The sequence below is a fragment of the Bacillus sp. SJZ110 genome (assembly GCF_006715455.1).
GTDB classification, from domain to species: Bacteria; Bacillota; Bacilli; order Bacillales; family Bacillaceae; genus Bacillus; species Bacillus subtilis.
In genome coordinates, this window is the sequence record NZ_VFNF01000001.1 from 20,693 (window position 1) to 39,952 (window position 19,260).

Below are 19,260 nucleotides of genomic sequence, written 5' to 3' on the forward strand. Positions count from 1 at the left end.
TTCAATCCAAATAAAAAACTTCCTTTAGATCTATCGCAACAGGACTGAAATCCGAATTTGTTTTCATTAATGGCGCCATCGATTTCCACCATCTTTGGCAAACTTCCGTGTCCGCCATCTTTCTCCATTTCTCTTCATCCTCTATTTCTAAATATGCAAAAAGCCGGCCTGTTTCCTCATCTAGAAAAATGGAATAATGGTGGGCTCCATGAGCTTTGAGTGCTTCTGCCATCTCAGGCCAAATGTCATCATGCCGCTGGTTGTATTCTTCGTACTTGTCTTGATGGACAAACATGATACTGGCTTTTCTTTTCAAACCTTTTCACCTCTTCATCATTTAGATAGCGCTTTCAAAACGGTTTGCTGAAAGGACTGAATGATGGTGCTTCTGTCAATGTCTTTAGGTGTAAACACTTTGATCGGAAAGGAATTTCTGACGACTTGCCGGGCTTCTTTTATGTCTTTGACTTCTTTGGCAGCAATCATTTGCATCAAAAGATTTCCGGTGGCAGTTGCCTCTATCGGCCCTGCATATACCGCTTTTCCACTCATGTCTGCCGTTAATTGATTTAAGAAATCATTCCGGGCTCCGCCGCCGATGATATGAAATTGCTCGATCGGTTTTTCTGTGATTGTTTCGAGCTCTTTGATGGCTATCGCATAGATGATGGCTAAATTGCTGTAGATGCAGCAGGCAAGTTCGCCTGCAGTACGGGGAATCTTTTGGCGGGTTTGTCCGCAATAATGTTGTATTTCCTTTATCATGTTTTCTGGATTCAGGAAACGTTTATCATTTAAGTTTATAAATTGCTGGAATGGTTCTGTTTTTTTGGCTTCTTCTGCAAGCTGCTGAAAAGAATAATCTGCTTGTAGCTGCTGTTTGACTTCTTGTATCACCCACATGCCGATAATGTTTTTGAGAAAGCGAATGGTGTTGTTTGCGCCGCGTTCATTTGTATAGTTGTTTTCTAAAGCAAGATCAGTTATTATCGGTGTTTTGTTTTCAACCCCGATTAACGACCATGTTCCGCTGCTGATATACGCCCAGCCATCATGTACGCCTGGCGCCGCAATGACGGCCGAGGCCGTATCATGTGTTGCGACTGTCATCACCTTGCACGCCGGGAGATCATAATCCGGGAACCACTCATTTCTTAGCTTCCCGAGTTCACACCCCGGTTCAGTGAGCGGCGCAAATTGCTGTTCCAGAACAGACACGGCTTCAAGCAATTCAGGATCAAGATTTCCCGTTGAGACGTTTAAAAGCTGTGTTGTGGACACGTTTGTGATTTCCGTTACAGCTTTTCCGGTTAAACAATAGCCTAAATAATCAGGAATCATCATAATTTTGTCTGTCTTTTTCAGCAGCTCACGGTCTTCTTCAAACAATTGATAGATCGTGTTGAAAGGCTGAAATTGTATTCCTGTTTTTTGATAAATTGCGGCTTTTGAGAGGGTATGTTCCAGTTTGTCTATTGTGTGATCTGTTCTTCTATCACGGTAGGAGATTGCTTCCCGCAACCGATCGCCTTTTTCGTCCAGTAAGACATAATCAACTGCCCAAGTATCAATGCCTACGGTGCAGTGTTCATACCCAAGCGTCTTTACTTTTTGCAGTCCTTGCAGGATTTGTTTTAGCAAATGATCAATATCCCATAAGCAATGCCCGTCTCTTTGACTGAAACCGTTAGCGAACCTGTGAATCTCTTGTATGTCAAGCTTCCCTTCATTCAGTTCACCTACCATGATTCTCCCGCTTGATGCGCCTATATCAATGGCAGTATAAATCATCCTTTCACCCTCTCTTCGAAAGAGGAACAGCTGTCACCTTCACCTTTTTGTCCTCAAGAGCTTTTACCGATGCCGGATCAAGTCCAGAATCCGTAATAAGGCGGCTGACATCTTGCAGCGAGGCGATATGTGAAAACTCGCGGTTCCCCCATTTGCTTGAATCGGCCATCAAAATGGTCTGGTCCGACCTTTCGATCATCCGTTTTTTGAGCAGCGCCTGCCACTCATTTGAATCACTCATCCCGTTGTGTACGTCAAATCCCTTACATGACAGAAAGGTTTTATTGACATGATAGGTCTCAAGTGAACGCTCTGCTAACGGGCCGGCAAACGATAATGATTTTTCCAGCAAAATGCCGCCTGTTGAAATGACTGATATGTTTTCTTTATTGCTGAGTTCAATAGCTGCTTTCATTGAGTTTGTAATCACGGTGAGCTCAATGTCAGGGAGTATTTTCGCCATGTACCAGGCAGTTGTGCTTGCATCGAGAATGATTCGGTCTCCGCTTTTTACATATTTGGCCGCTTCGTGAGCGATGGCTTTTTTTTCGATGACATTCGTAATTTCCCGTTCAGAAAAATGAATTTCTGATTCCTTCTGCTGAATACTGACCGCTCCTCCGTGGCTCCGGCTCAGTTTATGTTCTTTTTCAAGCTTTTCAAGATCACGTCGAATGGTTTCCTCTGTGACTGAAAATATGTCACTTAATTCGGAAACGCGGATGCTTGAACGCATATTTACTATTTCCACTATTTTTTGCTGCCGTTCTGCTACTAGCATCGGTAACGCCCTTCCTCATATCGTAGTCCGTCTTATATTTTTTATCATAACATATTTCTAACGCGTAAAAGCAGCAGGGACGCCGCCGTCTACCGTGATCATGCAGCCCGTTGTTTTTTCGGCTTTGGAAGAAGCGAAGAATGCAATGGCTTCGGCAATATCCTCCGGGTAAATATTGACGAGCAATGCTGTCCGTTTCCGGTAATGTTCCTCCAGCTGATCCGGTTCAATCCCGTACGCCGCGGCTCGTTCCTCACGCCAGCTTGAACCCCAGATTGCCGATCCTTGAAGAACTGCATCAGGCAAAACGGAGTTGACCCTAATGCCGAATTCTCCGCCTTCTGCTGCGATGCATCTTGCTAAATGGGTTTCAAGCGCCTTAACAGAGCTGTAGGCAGAGGCGTTTTTTCCCGCATAAACCGAATTTTTCGATCCGACAAATACCATGCTTCCGCCTCTATTTTGATGTTTCATCTGTTTAAACGCTTCACGGGCTACAAGGAAATAGCCTGTTCCTAAAACATTCATATTAAGATTCCATTCTTTTAGACTTGTTTCGTCAAATGGGCTTGATGTGGCCAGCCCGGCATTATTGACGACGATATCAATGCCGCCGTAAGCAAGCGCGGCTCGTTCAAAAGCTGACTGTACGTCTTCCTCCTTTGTCACATCCATTTTGACAGCCATTGCCCGTCCTTTTCCGTATGCATCGTTTATTTCCCCGGCAATTTTCTGTGCGCCTTCTATATTCAGATCAGCTACGATCACGTGCCCTCCCTCAGCTGCAAATCGGCGGCATGCTGCACTGCCGATTCCGCCGGCTCCTCCAGTTATCAGCGCTACTTTTCGGGAAAATTCTGCTTCCGGCGGGGCCAGCGTGAGTTTATATAGTTCGAGCGGCCAATATTCGACATGGTAGGATTCATTTTCATGTAAAGAAACAAATTGCCCCAGAGCGGTTGCTCCTTTCATTACGGCGATGGCCCTCCGATATAAAGCCCCGCTTACTTTAGACATCGCATAACTTTTTCCTGTATTCACCATTCCGATTCCAGGAATCAATATCACCCGCGGGGCGGATTCAAAGATTTGATCCCCATCCTGCTGATTGCGTGTAAAGTAAGCCTGATACTCTGATGTAAAGGTCTCGACTCCTGACTTGATCAGATCCGCAAGCTTGTGCACATCTTGAGTTTCCGGATTCCAATCAATGTACAGCGGAACCCGTTTTGTGTGAACAAGGTGATCCGGGCATGCCGCACCGATTTGCGAAAGTGCTGGCGCTTGGACACTGTTTACAAATTCCAAGACATCGTCATGATCATCATAGGAAAGGATCATTTTCTTTTCTTCACTTACTGCTCCTCTGATCACAGGCATGATGCCTGCCAAGATTTGTTTTCTTTTATCCTCCGGCAGAGGCTGATACCTTTTGCCTCCGAATACCTCATGCTGATTGATACGATCGTTAATATACTGCTCGGCTTCTTGAATGATGGATATCGTTTTTTGATAACATGTTTCAGACGTCTCTCCCCAAGTGACTAAGCCGTGTTTCTCCATTAATACAAGCTCGGCGTGGGGATTGTTTGCTACGCCTTCAGCGATCATTTTAGACAAAGTAAATCCAGGACGGACGTATGGCACCCATACAAACCGATTTCCGTAAATGTCTTCAGCGATTTGTTTTCCATTATCCGCACAGCATATGCTGATAATCGCATCTGGATGGGTATGGTCAACATGTTTGTATGGCAGAAAAGCGTGTAATAGCGTTTCAATTGAAGGGCGGGGATGTTTGCTGTCTATCATACAATGAGACAGGTAGTCTACCATTTCTTCATCGGGCATTTGGTCCCTTTTAATCAGCGGGCGGATATCATCTAATTTCAAACCGGAAAAGTTATGCGCTTTCATTGTTGCCAAATCCGAACCGCTTCCTTTTACCCACATGACTTCTATTTCACGGCCTCTAAAATCCTTTTCCGTTGTTTTCATAGATGTATTCCCCCCGCCCCAGTTGCAGACAGTGCGGTCTGACCCGATCAGATTGGACCTGTACACCAATTCCTCTACACCTTTAGGTAGCTGTGCAGCTCGCTCTGAATCCCATATATGTTTCACCATATTTGATATTCCTCCATACCCTTTTATTTGTATCCGTTTTCATTATATATGATTTCTGTTTGTTTTTGAATCTTTTTTGTTTATTTTTGCTTTTTAACAAAAAAAGAAAGCAGCAGATATGCCGCTTTCTCGTTTCATTATGATTCTATTTTAAATTTCTTCGTAATGTCCTGAAGTTCTTCCGCCATGTTTGCCAACGTTTCCGCTGAAGAGCTGATTTCTTCCATGGAAGCAAGCTGTTCTTCCGCCGAAGCTGCGATATCCTGAATGCCTGCTGAGCTTTCTTTCGCCACTGCAGAAATATCTTCAACAGCACTTGACACTTCCTGTGATCCGGCTGACAGTTGTTCAACCGTCGCGTTCAAGTTTTGCAATTCGCCGGAAATTTGGGTTGTCATCTCATAGATTTGTTTAAAGCTTTCCGCTGTTTGATCCGTAATCTGCAAGCCTTCTTTCACTTCATGATTCACGGATTGGAACATTGTAAGTGAGGTGCTGATTTCCCTGACAATCTCTTGAATTAATCCTTCAATTTCCTTGGCGGAGTCTGCTGATTGTACAGCAAGTTTTCTAACCTCTTCCGCAACTACTGAGAAACCTCTTCCGTATTCTCCCGCTCTTGCCGCCTCAATCGCAGCATTTAATGCAAGCAGGTTGGTTTGATCAGCAATGCCGTTAATCACATTCAAGATGCTTGTGATGTCTTGCGATTTTGTTTCAAGGCCCTTCACAACAGCTTCCGCTTTTTGAACGGATTGGTCAATTGTTTTCATCTGGCCGACTGTATGCTCCACCAGCTTTTCTCCGCTGCCCGCTGCCTCAGAGGACTGAATCGATGATTTCGTAATGGTTGAAGAGGCCTGAGCCACTTTTGAAATCCCCTCGTTCATTTGAGAAAGATGATTTGAGCTTGTTTCCAGTTTCTCGCTTTGTGCCTCGTTGCCATCTGAGAACTGTTCGATGGCAAGTGTAATATGTTCAGTTGCCTTGCTTGTTTGGGCTGCGCTTGCTGTCAGCTCCTCAGAAGATGAAGCGACGTTTTCTACAGACGTTTGAATAACGCCGATTACAGAACGCAATGATGCAGACATTTCATTAAAGCTTTCGCCAAGCTGGCCAAACTCGTTTTTCGAGTGAATGTCAATGACTTCTGTGAGATCTCCGCTGCTGATTTTTGCAGACGTTGAGACAAGTTTTCTTAACGGCTTGGTGATGGCACGGATAATATAGAGTATGAGTATGCCGCCGATTACTATTGACACGCATAGAATGATAACCGCAGTGTTCAGCACCGGGCTTGAAGCATCTTGCAATTCACTGACAAAATATGTGCCCGCGATTTTCCAGCCAGTCAGTTTATTTGTCGTAAAGGCCATTTTCTTTTCTTTGCCTTCGAATGTATATTCAAATGAGCCTTCTTTTTTGGAATATACTTGGTTTGTCCAATCGCCGGAACCGGTTGTCCCCGGCTTAATGGTCGGATGGGCGATATATTTTTTGTTGCCTGTCGTAATAAATGCAAAGCCTTCTTTACCGATTTTGATTCTTTTTGATGCAGTAAGCACTTCATCCAGGTTTAAATCCAGCGCTATAACCCCTGAACCGTCTTTTAATTGTTTTGAAATTGTGACAACGATATCTCCTGTCGCTTCATCGGTATACGGTTCTGAGAAAACAGCCTGTCCTTTTTCCGCAACCGCCTGTTTGTACCAGTCACGTCCTGTCGGATCGAAACCTTTCGGAACACCGCTATCCGGATATTTATAAAGCTTCTTATCTTCTGAGGCAGCATAGATTGCGCCTACATCGTCGTTAAGTGTCGTGTACTGCTTAAATTTCTCTTTCAGTAATGTTTTGTTTTTGCCTAACAATATGTCTTTATCAACTGTCTCACTATAATAATCTATTGCTTTTACTTTATCTTCTAATTTATTTTGCAGCGTACTGTTTAGTTCTTCAACATTTCCCTTCGCACTGCTTATGAGCTCTCTGTCTAACGCGTTCCAAGCTGATTGATAACTGAAATATGCTAAAACCCCAACCGGCAAAATAAGCACTGCCAGAAACGCAGCGATTAGCGGTTTGCTGATCGATGGCTGTTTGATCCATTGTATGAATTTTCCCATTCTCGTTGACTCCTCCTTTAAGATAAATCTAATATCGTCAAACTAGGATAAAAGGTTTAATAAAAAAACTAAAAAAAACACCCAAGCGCAAAAGCTTGGGTGTTAAGGCTTATTATTCAATTTTGAATCGTTTGGTCATATCCCGAAGCTCTTCCGCCATAGAGGAAAGGGTCTCTGCAGACGAGCTGATTTCTTCCATGGAAGCTAGCTGCTCTTCAGCTGACGCCGCGATATCTTGTATATGCGCTGAGCTTTCTTTTGAAATCGATGCAATGTGCTCAGACGCTCCCGAAACTTCTTCGGAGCTGGCAGAAAGCTGCTGAACCGTCGCACTCATATTTTGCAGTTCGCCGGCGATTTGGTTCGTCATTTCAGAAATGCGTTTGAAGCTCATTTCTGTTTTATCTGTGATGTCAAGTCCTGTCTGCACCTCTTGATTGACAGATTGGAACATGCCGAGTGATGTATTGATTTCCTTCACAATTTCGATGATTAATCCTTCAATCTCTTTTGCTGAATCTGCTGACTGTACTGCCAGTTTTCTTACTTCTTCCGCTACAACGGAGAAGCCGCGGCCGTACTCGCCTGCGCGCGCTGCTTCAATTGCTGCGTTTAAGGCAAGCAGGTTCGTCTGGTCTGCGATGCCGTTGATCACACGCAAAATGTTTGTAATATCTTTCGATTTCGTTTCCAATCCGCGTACGACTTGCTCCGCTTCTTTAACGGACTTGTCAATGACATTCATTTGGCCGACGGTTTGATGAACAAGCTTGCCGCCTTCACTTGCAATTTCTGTCGATTGAACAGATGAATCAGTGATCACTTCAGAAGCTTGAGCCATATTCGTCAACCCGTCATTCATTTGATATATGTGCTCTGCTGCCGTTTCAATGTTTTCGTTTTGTTTTTCATTGCCGTTAGAAAATTGTTCAATCGCCAATGTAATGTGCTCTGTTGCCTTGCTCGTTTGCGCAGCTGATGCAGTGAGCTCCTCAGAGGAAGCGGCAACATTATCTACGGAATCCTGGATGGCGTGTATGAGAGAACGAAGTGACGACGCCATATTGTTAAAGCTTTTGCCGAGCTCGCCCAATTCATCTTTTGAACGGATATCAATGGTTTCCGTCAAATCTCCCTCGCTGATCCGCTTAGAGGAACCGACAAGCTGTTTCAGCGGTGTTGTAATCGACCGAATGATCAATGTCATGACGATAATCCCTATGATAATAGCTGCGGCCAAGACAATTAAAGCAAGGTGAAGGACAGGCTGGGCTGCCTCATGGATTTCATCCAAATACATGGTGCCGCCGATCTTCCATCCCGTCAACTTGTTTGTGTCAAAGGCCATTTTTTTCTTATCGCCATCCATGGTGTATTGAAAATCGCCTTTATCAGCGTTCAGCATCTTATCGAGCCAGTCGCCTTTTAATTCAGTTCCTGATTTTTCATTCGGGTGTGCGACAACTTTTTTGTCCTTCGTCATGATAAATGCGTAGCCTTGTGTGCCGATGTTGACTTTTTTGGTTGTTTTCAGCAGATTTTCAATCGTCATGTTGATTGCAATAACGCCTGAACCATCTTTTGTCTGCTGGGCGATTGTCACAACCATCGTATTTGTCGACGCGGTTTTATAAGGGTCTGTGATCACGACTTTCCCTTTATTTGCAACCGCTTTTTTGTACCAGTCGCGTTCAACCGGATTATAGCCGCTTGGCATCGGAAGATCCGGATAACGGGTAAAGTGTCCTTTTGTGTCGCTTGTATAAATGGATTCTACATCCTTGTTAAGGCTGATATATTGTGAGAATTTCTCTGCAATGCTTGCATTGCTTTTTGCATTGTATTTCTCTTTTGTCAGCCATTCGCTGAAATAATCAGCACTGTTTTCTTTTTCGCCGATGCTGGTGTTAATGATTTCGTTTAATTGCTGTACATTTTCCAATGCGCTCCCCATCATCTGTCTGTCGAGTGAGCTGCTAGCCGATTGATACGCAAAGATCGCCAATATGACAACCGGTATGATGAGGATCGACAGAAAGGAAACGAGAAGCTTCCGTGTAATTGATCTTTGTTTTATGAGTTGGAGTATTTTTTTCATCATTCATTTCTCCTTTTTTATGCTACCCTTCATATCGGCTGGAAATGGGTAAATATATACAGCAAAAAAGAAGAAATTTAACAAAAGTAACTAATTTCCCATAAATAAATAGTATTTTAGACCTATTATTTATCTACTTTAAATTGTTTTGTCAGATCACGGAGTTCTTCAGACATTCTTTCAAGCGTCAGTGCAGATGAACTAATCTCCTCCATGGATGCCAGCTGTTCCTCAGCTGAAGCGGCGATATCTTGGATGCCATCCGAGCTTTCCTTAGAAATTGCTGTGATATCATTTGAAGCTGCGGAAATTTCTTGAGCTCCCGCTGACAGCTCCTCAACCGTCGCATTCATGTTTTGCAGCTCGGAAGCAATTTGATTGGTCATTTGAGATATATGTTTGAAGCTCTGTTTAGTTTCATCCGTCATGACAAGCCCTGTTTCAACTTCTTTGTTTACGGACTGAAGCACGTTCAGTGATGTGTGAATTTCCTTTACGATTTCACTGATCAGCGATTCAATTTCTTTTGCCGAGTCAGCCGACTGTACCGCGAGCTTTCTCACTTCCTCAGCGACGACTGAAAAGCCACGGCCGTATTCACCCGCTCTGGCCGCTTCAATGGCAGCATTTAAAGCCAAAAGATTGGTTTGATCCGCAATACCGTTGATGACACGCAAAATATTTGTGATATCCTTTGATTTGATCTCCAGCCCTTTCACCACTTGTTCCGCTGCTTTTACGGAATGGTCAATTGTGTTCATTTGACCGGCTGTTTTCTGGACGAGTGTCTCCCCTTTACTTGACACTTCTGTTGAATCTGCGGATGTTTCTGTAATCACTGCTGCAGCCCGCGCCAGCTCTGCCAATCCGTCATTCATTTCATTAATTTGTTCGGTTGTCGTTTCTATTTTCTCGCTTTGGCTCTCACTGCCGTTTGAAAATTGCTCGATAGCCATCGTAATGTGCTCAGTGGCTCTGCTTGTCTGGTCTGCCGATGCAGTCAGCTCTTCAGACGATGAGGCAACGTGTTCTACTGAGTCTTTGATCCCGTGAATGAGCGAGCGAAGCGAGTGTGCCATATGATTGAAGCTCTCGCTCAGAACACCGAGTTCATCTTTTGAATTGATTTCAATCGTTTCGGTTAGATCGCCTTCACTAATTTTTTCAGCGGATGCGACAATGCGTCTCAATGGCTTTGTGATGGATCGAATCACAAAATAAATCGCCGTCATTCCAGCTGCGATGGCAATTGCCAGAACGATTGAAGCCATGATCAGAACCCTGCTTGCAGCATCGTGAATCTCGTTTGCATACATCGTGCCGCTAATTTTCCAGCCTGTTGTTTCGCTTGTTGCAAATGCCATTTTTTTCTTTTTGCCTTTGTACGTATATTCAAAGTCCCCGCTTTTATCCTTGTAGAGCTTATCAACCCAGTCCCCTTTTAGCTCTGTTCCCGCTTTTTCTCCGGAGTAGGCGATGACTTTCTTGTTTTGGCTCAAAATAAAAGCATAGCCTTCTTTTCCGATATTGATTCCTTTCGCGGTAGTGACTAAGTCATCAATTTTCATATCAATGGCGACAACGCCTGACCCATCCACCGTTTGACGGGCGATGGTGACGACCATTTTTCCTGATGAAATCGATTCATAAGGCTCAGTGACAATTGTTTTGCCTTTATTGGCCATTGCTTCTTTGTACCAATCTCGTTCCAAAGCATTAAAGTCGCTTGGCATGTCAGCGTACGGATAACGTGTGAAGTCCCCGTCTTTGCCGCTTGAAAATACCGCAGCGACATTATCATTCATTTGGATAAATTGTTTAAATTCCTGTTTCAGCTCTGTTTTCTTTTTATCCTGAAATTTTTCTGCTGTAGCCCAATCGCTGAAATATGCGAGGCTTTTTTCAGTAGTGCTGATTTTATCATCAATGATGTGATCTAATATCTGAACATTTTCCTTTGCGCTTTGCGTCATCTGTACATCAAGTGAGGCAACTGCTGATTGATAAGCGCTAACCGAAAGGGCGGTTATCGGAACAATTAAGATCAGCAGGAAAGAAATAATAAGTCTCCTTGCAATTGATGATCTGCGAATAGTGGTGAGTGTTTTTTTCATTTCCTTTTGAACCTTCTTTCAATAATTTACAAATTATATCGGCGGATCTTCCTTTAAATTACATTGAAAATGGAGGAAAAAATGAAAAATAGTTCTAAATTCACCTGTTAAACTAGGACTTTATTATTGTTTACCATATAAAAAAACAGCGCTTTGATAGCGCTGTTTTTCGGTTTTTACTCGATTTTAAATTGTTTCGTCAGATCGCGAAGCTCTTCTGCCATCTGCGCAAGAGTCGTCGCTGAGGAACTGATTTCTTCCATGGAAGCAAGCTGTTCTTCAGCTGATGCGGCAATGTCCTGGATGCTTGCCGAGCTTTCTTTCGACACGTCTGCAATGCCGCTGACTGCTGCTGAAACATGCTGTGAACGGTCTGACAGCTGCTCGACGGTGGAATTCATCGTCTGCAGCTTGCCCGCGATTTCGTTTGTCATGCTGAAAATGCTCTGGAAGCTTTCTTTTGTATTGTCTGTGACAACAAGTCCGGACTGTACTTCCTGATTGACCTCTTTAAACATGTGAAGAGAGGTGTCGATTTCTGCGACGATTTCTTGGATCAGCTTTTCGATTTCTTTCGCTGAATCGGCTGATTGGACAGCCAGCTTGCGCACCTCCTCCGCTACGACAGAGAAGCCGCGTCCTGACTCTCCGGCACGCGCCGCTTCAATGGCTGCATTTAGTGCAAGCAGATTTGTTTGGTCAGCGATTCCGTTGATGACTCTCAAAATGCTTGTGATGTCTTTTGATTTTCCTTCTAAGCCTTTGACAACAGCTTCAGCCTGCTGAACAGATTGATTAATCGAGTTCATTTGTCCGACTGTCTGCTGCACAAACTTCTCACCCGTTCCGGCGATTTCCGTTGATTGGATAGATGCCTTTGTAATATCTGACGATGTTTGTGAGACTTGCTGGAGTCCTTCATTCATTAAGTTCAGCTGATGAGAGCTGGATTCAACCTTTTCGCTTTGCTCCTCGTTTCCGTTTGAGAACTGCTCAATCGCCATCGTAATATGCTCGGTGGCTTTACTCGTCTGCCCGGCAGATGCGGTAAGCTGTTCGGAAGATGCGGCCACATTGTTCACCGAGTCCTGAATAGCGCTGATCAGAGAGCGGAGAGATTGTCCCATTTCATTGAAGCTTTCCCCAAGCTCTCCAAGCTCATCCTTTGAATGGATTTCGATCGTTTCGGTCAGATCCCCCCTGCTGATCGTTTTCGATGATTGAACAAGACGTTTTAACGGTTTTGTAATCGAACGAACGATAAACAGAATTAAAATTCCGCCTGCCACAATGGAAGCAATCAGCACAATCATTCCTGTTGTCAGCACAGACTTTGAGGCATCCTTAATTTCATCCATATACATTGTGCCGGCTATTTTCCAACCAGTCAGTTCGTTTGTAGTATAGGTCATCTTTTTATCTTCGTTATTAAGAGTATACTGGAGTTCACCGCTGTCATTCGCATACATTTTGGCTACCCAGTCGCCTGAAAGCTTTTCTCCAGCCTTATGGTTCTTGTGGGCGACATAGGTTTTGTTTTTTGTTGCAATGAAAGCATAACCTTCTTTTCCGACCTTGATTTGTTTCATTTGTTCTAACAATTTATCAATGGTAATATCCATGGCGACAACGCCAGATCCGTCCTTCAGCTCCTGTGCAATGGTAATGACCATGCTTCCGTCACTCGCAGCCACGTAAGGATCTGTCACGACAATTTCACCGCCGGCCTTCATCGCATCCTGGTACCAAGGGCGTTGTCTCGGGTCGTATCCTTCCGGCAATTTTTCTTTTGGCGCTTGTACATAAGTGCCGTTATCTGCGCCCCCATAAATTCTGGCTACTCCTTGATTAATAGATACATATTGTGAAAATTTAGCTTTGATCTCTTCTTGATTTGATTTCCCTTTGAATGCGGATCTTTTAAGAGATTCACTGAAAAAGGTGACTGCTTTCGCTTTTTCTCCCAGATCATTTGTAACAGTTGTATTAAATGTATCGACACTGTTTTTCGCATTTCCCATAATTTCCTGATCCAGCTTTCCGCTGGCGCTTCGGTAAGAGCTAAATTCTAATATAAGAATAGGGATAATGAGAATCGCAATAAATGAGACGATTAATTTCTTTGAAATAGACGGTTTCTTCAGCCAATTGATAAAAGTCTTCATGTCACTTGCTCCTTCAGGTTTGATACAGTATATATCGGCTGCTTAAAAAAGTTTTAAAATAAAAAATGGAAGAAGTTCTTTTTGGCTGTCTTCTGCCTTTTTAACTTTCATTGCCCAAGCTCTTTGCATATCTTATAAAAAACAAGGGGGGCTAAACATGATTATTGTATCAGGACAATTGCTCCGTCCCCAGGATATTGAAAATTGGCAGATTGATCAAAATCTGAATCCGCTCTTAAAAGAGATGATTGAGACGCCTGTTCAGTTTGATTATCATTCAATTGCTGAACTGATGTTTGAGCTTAAACTGCGGATGAATATTGTAGCAGCGGCAAAGACGCTGCACAAAAGCGGGGCGAAGTTTGCCACTTTTTTAAAAACATACGGGAATACAACGTATTGGAGGGTTTCACCGGAGGGCGCCTTGGAGCTGAAATACAGAATGCCGCCTTCAAAAGCGATTCGGGACATTGCAGAGAACGGCCCGTTTTATGCGTTTGAATGCGCAACCGCAATCGTTATCATTTATTACTTGGCCTTAATCGATACAATCGGAGAAGATAAATTCAATGCCAGCTTTGACAGAATTATTTTATATGACTGGCATTATGAGAAATTGCCGATATATACGGAAACAGGACACCACTTTTTCCTTGGAGATTGTTTGTATTTTAAGAATCCTGAATTTGATCCGCAAAAGGCGCAATGGAGAGGCGAAAATGTGATACTACTGGGGGAAGATAAATATTTTGCCCATGGTCTTGGAATCTTAAACGGAAAGCAAATTATTGATAAGCTGAATTCTTTTAGGAAAAAAGGAGCCTTACAGTCAGCCTACCTTCTGTCTCAGGCGACCAGACTGGATGTTCCGTCTCTTTTCCGCATCGTCCGCTAAAAAGCCCCATCGCCTATTTTCCGGACGATGGGGTTTCAAATGCCTTTCGTTTTCGATAGAAGGGGGCTGTGCCGAAATATTGGTTCACAGCCCACTCCATTTTTTCAAGGTCATTTCTTGTCACGATTGGATCCTGGCTGCTCCATTTGATAAAGCGGACAAAATAGTAGCCTTTGATAGGAACCATTGTAACTTTTGAGTGAGGCCAGCCTTCAAATACAAACTCAATTTTCCCTCTTTTTTTATAAGAATATTGAAGAATGTTCATATCTGTCACCTCAGTTTATCAAGTTACGTTCGGCAAAGCTCGGTACGTTTACATCCATTGATTGACTATCCCTCATGCAGGCTTTCCTGGAAACAAAGGGTGAGGCGCGTGTCTCTTTCCCTCGCTTTTTATTTCGCATATGGACGAATGCCAAGCGCGCCTTCATTCGATAAAGCGGCAGCCGGGGCGGGTGTGACAAGCCCTCCGGCTATCGGCGTTTGTTCAGCGATCATGCTTTTGTCAAAAAAACAGCCTATTATCCCATCATTTTGATATAGCATGTCCGGGTGCGAGGGCCGTCAAATTCACAGAAATAAATGCCCTGCCACGTTCCAAGAATGAGCCGGCCGTTTTCCACAATGACATGCTGTGAAGCTCCGACTGTACTCGACTTCATGTGTGCAGCTGTATTGCCCTCCATATGGCGGTCCAGCTCATGTTCCCACGGATAAACCTCATCAAACCTTCTGAGCATATCTTTTTTGACGTCCGGATCGGCATTTTCATTAATTGTAATGCCCGCAGTCGTATGCGGACAGTAAATCAGCGCTGCGCCGCTCGTTATACCTGTTTCTTGAAGAAACGCTTCCACCTCCCGGGTGATATCAATCATTTCATCTCGTTTGGTTGTTTTGATTTGCAGTGTTTTCAGCATTTGTTTCTCCTTTCGTTTGTCCGCTCTCATCGCTTAATTCGTTCTGTGTTCTTTTTTTTCCTGTTAAACCGCTCTCATAAACCCGATAAAACAAAAAAACTCCAGTCTAAGGCTGGAGTTTAGCACCATAGATATATTCTTGCTTCATACGGCTTTAAGAGTGCTGATGTCATATGCTTGTGCGGCTCTGTTTCAATATTTGACAAGACGAGTGCATCTGATGACAATGGCAATCCAGAGTGCCTGAACAACGCCGGTGTTCCTGTCAGATTGGCCGCAATCAGTGCAGTATGGCTCTCGTTTTTCCGAAGATATGCAAAGATTTGCTGATCTTCCGGTAAAATGAGCTCGTATGTCCCGTTAATAAAAACATCATATGTTTGGCGCAGCTTGATCAAGCTTTTGTAAAAATGGTAAACGGATGTTTTATCGTTTTTTTGCGCCTCGGCATTCAGCCATTTGTAATTCTCATTGATTCCGATCCACGGTTTGGCCTCAGAAAATCCGGCGTATGGACCAGCATTCCATTGCATCGGCGTTCGCGAATTGTCTCTTCCCTTTTTCCAGACAATCTTCATCACATCCTCGTGTGATGTGCCTTTCGCCGTTTTTGTTTCATACAGGCGTTTCATTGCGACATCATCATAGTCATCAATAGATGGAAAAGCCACGTTCGTCATCCCGAGTTCCTGTCCCTGATAAATAAACGGTGTGCCTTTCATGAGAAAATAAACAGCGGAAAGCGCTTTTGCACTTTCTTTCAGGTACACTCCGTCGTCTCCCCACACAGAAACTGAACGGGGCTGGTCGTGATTCTCCATAAACAAAGCATTCCAGCCGATCCCTTCCAGACTGTCCTGCCAGTCAGTTAAAATTCGTTTAAATGCAACGATATCAATACTTTCATTGATCTCTACATCCCACAGGCCGAGATGCTCAAATTGAAAAATCATGCTGAATATGCCGTTTTTTTCTCCAGCCCAATCAGCTGCTTCTTTTGCAGCGACGCCGTTTGCTTCACCAACTGTCATAATCGGATAGCGGGAAAATGTGTTTTCCTTCAGCTCTGTTAACAAATCCATAATGCCGTCAGCATTCATATGATAAGGAAAGGAAGGGACATAGTCCAGCCCCTTTGGATTCGGCATGTCGGGAAGCCCTTCTTTTTTCTTAATATGCGTAATGGCATCCACCCGAAATCCGTCAATTCCTTTATCAAGCCACCAATTGATCATGTCATAAACGGCATTCCTCACCTGTTCATTTTCCCAATTCAAATCAGGCTGTTTTTTATCAAAAAGGTGCAGATAATACTGGCTTGTCTTTTGATCATACTCCCAAGCCGGCCCGCCGAAAATACTTTCCCAATTGTTGGGCGCTTTTCCGTTTTTGCCATCTTTCCAAATATACCAGTCGCGCTTTTCCGAGTGTATGGATGAACGGGATTCTATGAACCATGGATGTTCGTCGCTTGTGTGGTTCACAACGAGATCCATAATCAGCTTCATCCCCAGATCATGAATGTCACCAAGCAGTTCATCAAAATCTTCCATGGTGCCAAACTCGCTTAATATGTTTTGATAATCCCGGATATCATAGCCATTATCAGCATTCGGTGAGTCATACAGCGGGCAAATCCATATGACGTCAGCGCCCAGCTCTTTTATGTAAGAAAGCTTGGATCTGATTCCTTGAATATCCCCAATTCCGTCGCCATTTGAATCTTTAAAACTGCGGGGGTAAATTTGGTAAACAACGGCTTCCTTCCACCAAGCCTTTTTCATACAGCCACTCCTTCCCAGTGTACCGGTCTTATATATCCTATGTAGAAAAAAGGCTACACAGCATTGCTTTTTAAGAAATGACTTGATGACACAAAAAACAGCCGTTCGTTCCCCGGCTGTTTTTTATTAAAAATCAGTTTTTTTAATTTCTACAAAACGGATGTGATGATCTTCGGCGTCGAGGATTTTAAATTCACAGCCCTCCGCATGTATCACATCCCCTGCTTTCAGCTCCATTTTTTGCGTTAGAAGCCAGCCTGCAATCGTATCAATTTCTTCATTTTCAATCGCAATGTCGAGAAGGTCATTCACTTCGTCTATTAGCGCTTTTCCATCCATCACATAATGGTGCTCGCCCTTTTTCAGGATGTGCGGTGTTTCATCCTGATCATACTCATCGCGGATTTCCCCGACGATTTCCTCTATAATATCCTCTACAGTGACAAGCCCCGCCGTTCCCCCGTATTCATCTACGAGAATCGCCATGTGAATCCGCTCCTTCTGCATGCGGATTAAAAGCTGCTGAACAGGAATGCTTTCAATGACTCTGATAACGGGCCTCATGATTTGATTCAGCTTTATCGGCTGGCCGAGAAAATAAGCTTTAAACATATCTTTGCTGTTGATGATCCCTAAAATATGATCCTTGTCATCTTTGATGACAGGGTAGCGTGTATACCGTTCATTAATGATGTGATGAATTGCCTCTTCAAGCGACTGCTCCAGAGAGATAACCGCAATTTCTGTCCGCGGAATCATAATCTCTCTCGCTACCCGGTTGTCAAATTCAAAAATCTTATTTACATAGCGGAATTCAGACTGATTGATTTCTCCCTTTTCATAGCTTTCAGAAAGGATCAGCCTTAGTTCCTCTTCGCTGATGACAACCTCATGCTCCTTTACTGAATGAAAGCCAAACAATTTCACAAGAAAGCTTGCAGAGCCGTTTAATGCCTTAATAAACGGGTACGTGATTTTATAAAACCAGATCAGCGGCTTTGCAATCCATAAGCTTACAGCTTCAGCTTTTTGAATAGAAACCGTTTTCGGGGCAAGCTCCCCCATCACCACATGCAAAAAAGTGACGATGATAAATGCAACTACAAATGTGACAATGTGGTTAAACGGTTCCGGCATGCCTGTCATTGTAAATAAGGGATGAAGAAAACGTTCAAATGTAGGTTCACCAAGCCACCCAAGGCCGAGGGCTGTAATCGTAATCCCGAGCTGGCAGGCTGATAAATACTCGTCAAGATTGGAGATGATTTTATGTGCGGCTAGTGCTCGGCTGTCACCGCTTTCGATGAGCTGATTGATTTTTGAACCTCTGATTTTGACGATCGCAAATTCCGCTGCAACGAAAACAGCCGTAATGCCAATCAAAACAAAAATGGCGATCAATTGTAAAATAAGCAAAAAAAGCCCTTACCATAAATGGTAAGGGGCCACCTCCTTAACGTTAATTCTCATCACGACCGTTTAAGAAAATCATCACAAAACGAAGTAGTTCAAACAGGGAAACCAGGGCGGCGGCCACATACGTTAAGGCAGCAGCACTCAGCACTTTATTTACCCCATTTTCTTCATTGTTTCGGATGAATCCTTCTGACACAATAATCTGCTTCGCACGTGAACTTGCATTGAATTCGACAGGCAATGTAATCAGCTGGAAAAAGACTGCCGCTGAAAACAGTATGATGCCAAGCCCGATCAAATTCAGGCTGCCGAGAAGCATGCCTCCTAAGAAAAGCAAAGGAGCTACACCGGATGCAAAATTCACGACTGGGAAGATTTTATGTCTCAGCACAAGCGCACCATATGACTCCTGATGCTGCAAGGCATGTCCGACTTCATGGGAAGCTACGGATATGGCGGAAATTGAGCGGCCGTAATAGACCGGCTCAGATAAACGCACCACCCGTCTTGTCGGGTCGTAATGGTCTGTTAAAGTGCCTCTTACCGGTTCGACCGGCACGTCGTAAAGACCGTTTATATCTAAAATCCGTCTTGCCGTTTCTGCCCCTGTACGTCCGCTTGAGGCTTCCACTTTTGAATATTTTTCAAAGTTGCTCTTTACTTTAAATTGTGCCCAAAACGACAATCCCAATGCGGCTATTGTTAAAAATATAAACAGCATTTTTTCATCATCCTTTTTCCATGATCATTTCTCTATTACGATTATTTTAATGAGTTTTCTTTCCCGTGTACAGAAATGCGCTTTTTCTTCCGGCTTGGAGCACACAATCCAATCAGCAAAAAGAACAGGCCTGCTGAAAATAAATAAAAGGCGAAACTGCCGGCCAGTTCTTTCAGAAAATGAAGCCAGGAGAAGCTTCCGGAAAAGTGATTATATGAATTCAAATCGAAAATAAATAAAATCACCGCGGATGCCGCCAGCTGCGTACCGATTAAAACCACGATCGTTCTTTGAAAGATCGTCATCTTTTTCATCCTTT

16 protein-coding genes and 1 pseudogene are annotated in these 19,260 nt (G+C 43.6%); 1 reads left to right on the top strand and 16 read right to left on the bottom strand.

What is annotated here, in order from left to right; genetic code table 11:
- Nucleotide 1 precedes the first annotated feature (1 nt).
- The 9 genes and pseudogenes from rhaM to mcpB all read right to left on the bottom strand — a co-directional run bounded on the left by rhaM (nt 2) and on the right by mcpB (nt 13,202).
- Entirely contained in the window at nt 2-316 is a 315-nt protein-coding gene (gene rhaM / locus FB592_RS00115) for an L-rhamnose mutarotase (RefSeq protein WP_021480470.1), read from the bottom strand.
- A 17-nt stretch (nt 317-333) separates the two neighbouring features.
- The gene (gene rhaB, locus FB592_RS00120; protein WP_141949149.1) at nt 334-1,791 is read right to left on the bottom strand and encodes a rhamnulokinase; all 1,458 of its coding nucleotides are present in this window, start codon (nt 1,789-1,791) and stop codon (nt 334-336) included.
- Between the two features lie 4 nt (nt 1,792-1,795).
- On the bottom strand, nt 1,796-2,572 hold the full coding sequence (rhaR, locus tag FB592_RS00125; protein WP_009968057.1) for a rhamnose catabolism operon transcriptional regulator RhaR: 777 nt from the start codon (nt 2,570-2,572) through the stop codon (nt 1,796-1,798).
- 57 nt (nt 2,573-2,629) lie between these two features.
- A complete protein-coding gene (locus tag FB592_RS00130; protein ID WP_003244479.1) occupies nt 2,630-4,699 on the bottom strand; it encodes a bifunctional aldolase/short-chain dehydrogenase in 2,070 nt (689 codons plus the stop codon).
- A 137-nt stretch (nt 4,700-4,836) separates the two neighbouring features.
- Nucleotides 4,837-6,825, bottom strand: a complete 1,989-nt coding sequence (locus FB592_RS00140; protein ID WP_038828460.1) for a methyl-accepting chemotaxis protein — start codon at nt 6,823-6,825, stop codon at nt 4,837-4,839.
- Between the two features lie 112 nt (nt 6,826-6,937).
- Nucleotides 6,938-7,888: a methyl-accepting chemotaxis protein gene (locus tag FB592_RS21255; RefSeq protein WP_369877620.1), complete on the bottom strand. Its 951-nt coding sequence runs from the start codon at nt 7,886-7,888 to the stop codon at nt 6,938-6,940.
- Nucleotides 7,883-8,926: pseudogene (mcpA, locus tag FB592_RS21260) on the bottom strand (methyl-accepting chemotaxis protein); the annotation flags it as partial. The pseudogene mcpA and the gene FB592_RS21255, both read right to left, overlap by 6 nt.
- Before the next feature lie 122 nt (nt 8,927-9,048).
- Nucleotides 9,049-11,037, bottom strand: coding sequence for a methyl-accepting chemotaxis protein TlpA (gene tlpA / locus FB592_RS00150; RefSeq protein ID WP_085185966.1), 1,989 nt, complete (start codon nt 11,035-11,037; stop codon nt 9,049-9,051).
- A 176-nt stretch (nt 11,038-11,213) separates the two neighbouring features.
- Entirely contained in the window at nt 11,214-13,202 is a 1,989-nt protein-coding gene (gene mcpB / locus FB592_RS00155; protein ID WP_003243461.1) for a methyl-accepting chemotaxis protein McpB, read from the bottom strand.
- A 157-nt stretch (nt 13,203-13,359) separates the two neighbouring features.
- On the opposite strand from mcpB, the gene FB592_RS00160 reads away from it, so the two are divergent.
- On the top strand, nt 13,360-14,097 hold the full coding sequence (locus FB592_RS00160; protein ID WP_003228904.1) for a protein-glutamine gamma-glutamyltransferase: 738 nt from the start codon (nt 13,360-13,362) through the stop codon (nt 14,095-14,097).
- Between the two features lie 13 nt (nt 14,098-14,110).
- On the opposite strand, the gene FB592_RS00165 is transcribed toward FB592_RS00160, so the two are convergent.
- From FB592_RS00165 to FB592_RS00195, 7 genes are all read right to left on the bottom strand, one after another.
- A complete protein-coding gene (locus FB592_RS00165) occupies nt 14,111-14,365 on the bottom strand; it encodes a hypothetical protein (protein WP_038828455.1) in 255 nt (84 codons plus the stop codon).
- Between the two features lie 256 nt (nt 14,366-14,621).
- A complete protein-coding gene (locus FB592_RS00170) occupies nt 14,622-15,020 on the bottom strand; it encodes a secondary thiamine-phosphate synthase enzyme YjbQ (protein WP_003243483.1) in 399 nt (132 codons plus the stop codon).
- Nucleotides 14,980-15,114: a hypothetical protein gene (locus FB592_RS00175; protein ID WP_003243642.1), complete on the bottom strand. Its 135-nt coding sequence runs from the start codon at nt 15,112-15,114 to the stop codon at nt 14,980-14,982. The genes FB592_RS00170 and FB592_RS00175 overlap by 41 nt, the downstream gene beginning before the upstream one ends.
- A gap of 25 nt (nt 15,115-15,139) precedes the next feature.
- Nucleotides 15,140-16,804 (bottom strand): glycoside hydrolase family 13 protein, encoded by a 1,665-nt coding sequence (locus FB592_RS00180; RefSeq protein ID WP_141949150.1) that lies wholly within the window; start codon nt 16,802-16,804, stop codon nt 15,140-15,142.
- A 126-nt stretch (nt 16,805-16,930) separates the two neighbouring features.
- Complete coding sequence (locus tag FB592_RS00185) at nt 16,931-18,220, bottom strand: hemolysin family protein (RefSeq protein WP_038828450.1); 1,290 nt, start codon at nt 18,218-18,220, stop codon at nt 16,931-16,933.
- Between the two features lie 43 nt (nt 18,221-18,263).
- On the bottom strand, nt 18,264-18,941 hold the full coding sequence (locus FB592_RS00190) for a zinc metallopeptidase (protein WP_003228889.1): 678 nt from the start codon (nt 18,939-18,941) through the stop codon (nt 18,264-18,266).
- A gap of 41 nt (nt 18,942-18,982) precedes the next feature.
- On the bottom strand, nt 18,983-19,246 hold the full coding sequence (locus FB592_RS00195; protein ID WP_015483620.1) for a YuzI family membrane protein: 264 nt from the start codon (nt 19,244-19,246) through the stop codon (nt 18,983-18,985).
- Nucleotides 19,247-19,260: the final 14 nt, after the last annotated feature.

Coding starts and splice junctions, on each gene's coding strand:
- rhaB (WP_141949149.1), bottom strand. CDS start 1,791: ATGATTTATACTGCCATTGATATAGGCGCATCAAGCGGGAGAATCATG.
- rhaR (WP_009968057.1), bottom strand. CDS start 2,572: ATGCTAGTAGCAGAACGGCAGCAAAAAATAGTGGAAATAGTAAATATG.
- FB592_RS00130 (WP_003244479.1), bottom strand. CDS start 4,699: ATGGTGAAACATATATGGGATTCAGAGCGAGCTGCACAGCTACCTAAA.
- FB592_RS00140 (WP_038828460.1), bottom strand. CDS start 6,825: ATGGGAAAATTCATACAATGGATCAAACAGCCATCGATCAGCAAACCG.
- FB592_RS21255 (WP_369877620.1), bottom strand. CDS start 7,888: ATGGCGTCGTCACTTCGTTCTCTCATACACGCCATCCAGGATTCCGTA.
- tlpA (WP_085185966.1), bottom strand. CDS start 11,037: ATGAAAAAAACACTCACCACTATTCGCAGATCATCAATTGCAAGGAGA.
- mcpB (WP_003243461.1), bottom strand. CDS start 13,202: ATGAAGACTTTTATCAATTGGCTGAAGAAACCGTCTATTTCAAAGAAA.
- FB592_RS00160 (WP_003228904.1), top strand. CDS start 13,360: ATGATTATTGTATCAGGACAATTGCTCCGTCCCCAGGATATTGAAAAT.
- FB592_RS00165 (WP_038828455.1), bottom strand. CDS start 14,365: ATGAACATTCTTCAATATTCTTATAAAAAAAGAGGGAAAATTGAGTTT.
- FB592_RS00170 (WP_003243483.1), bottom strand. CDS start 15,020: ATGCTGAAAACACTGCAAATCAAAACAACCAAACGAGATGAAATGATT.
- FB592_RS00180 (WP_141949150.1), bottom strand. CDS start 16,804: ATGAAAAAGGCTTGGTGGAAGGAAGCCGTTGTTTACCAAATTTACCCC.
- FB592_RS00190 (WP_003228889.1), bottom strand. CDS start 18,941: ATGCTGTTTATATTTTTAACAATAGCCGCATTGGGATTGTCGTTTTGG.
- FB592_RS00195 (WP_015483620.1), bottom strand. CDS start 19,246: ATGACGATCTTTCAAAGAACGATCGTGGTTTTAATCGGTACGCAGCTG.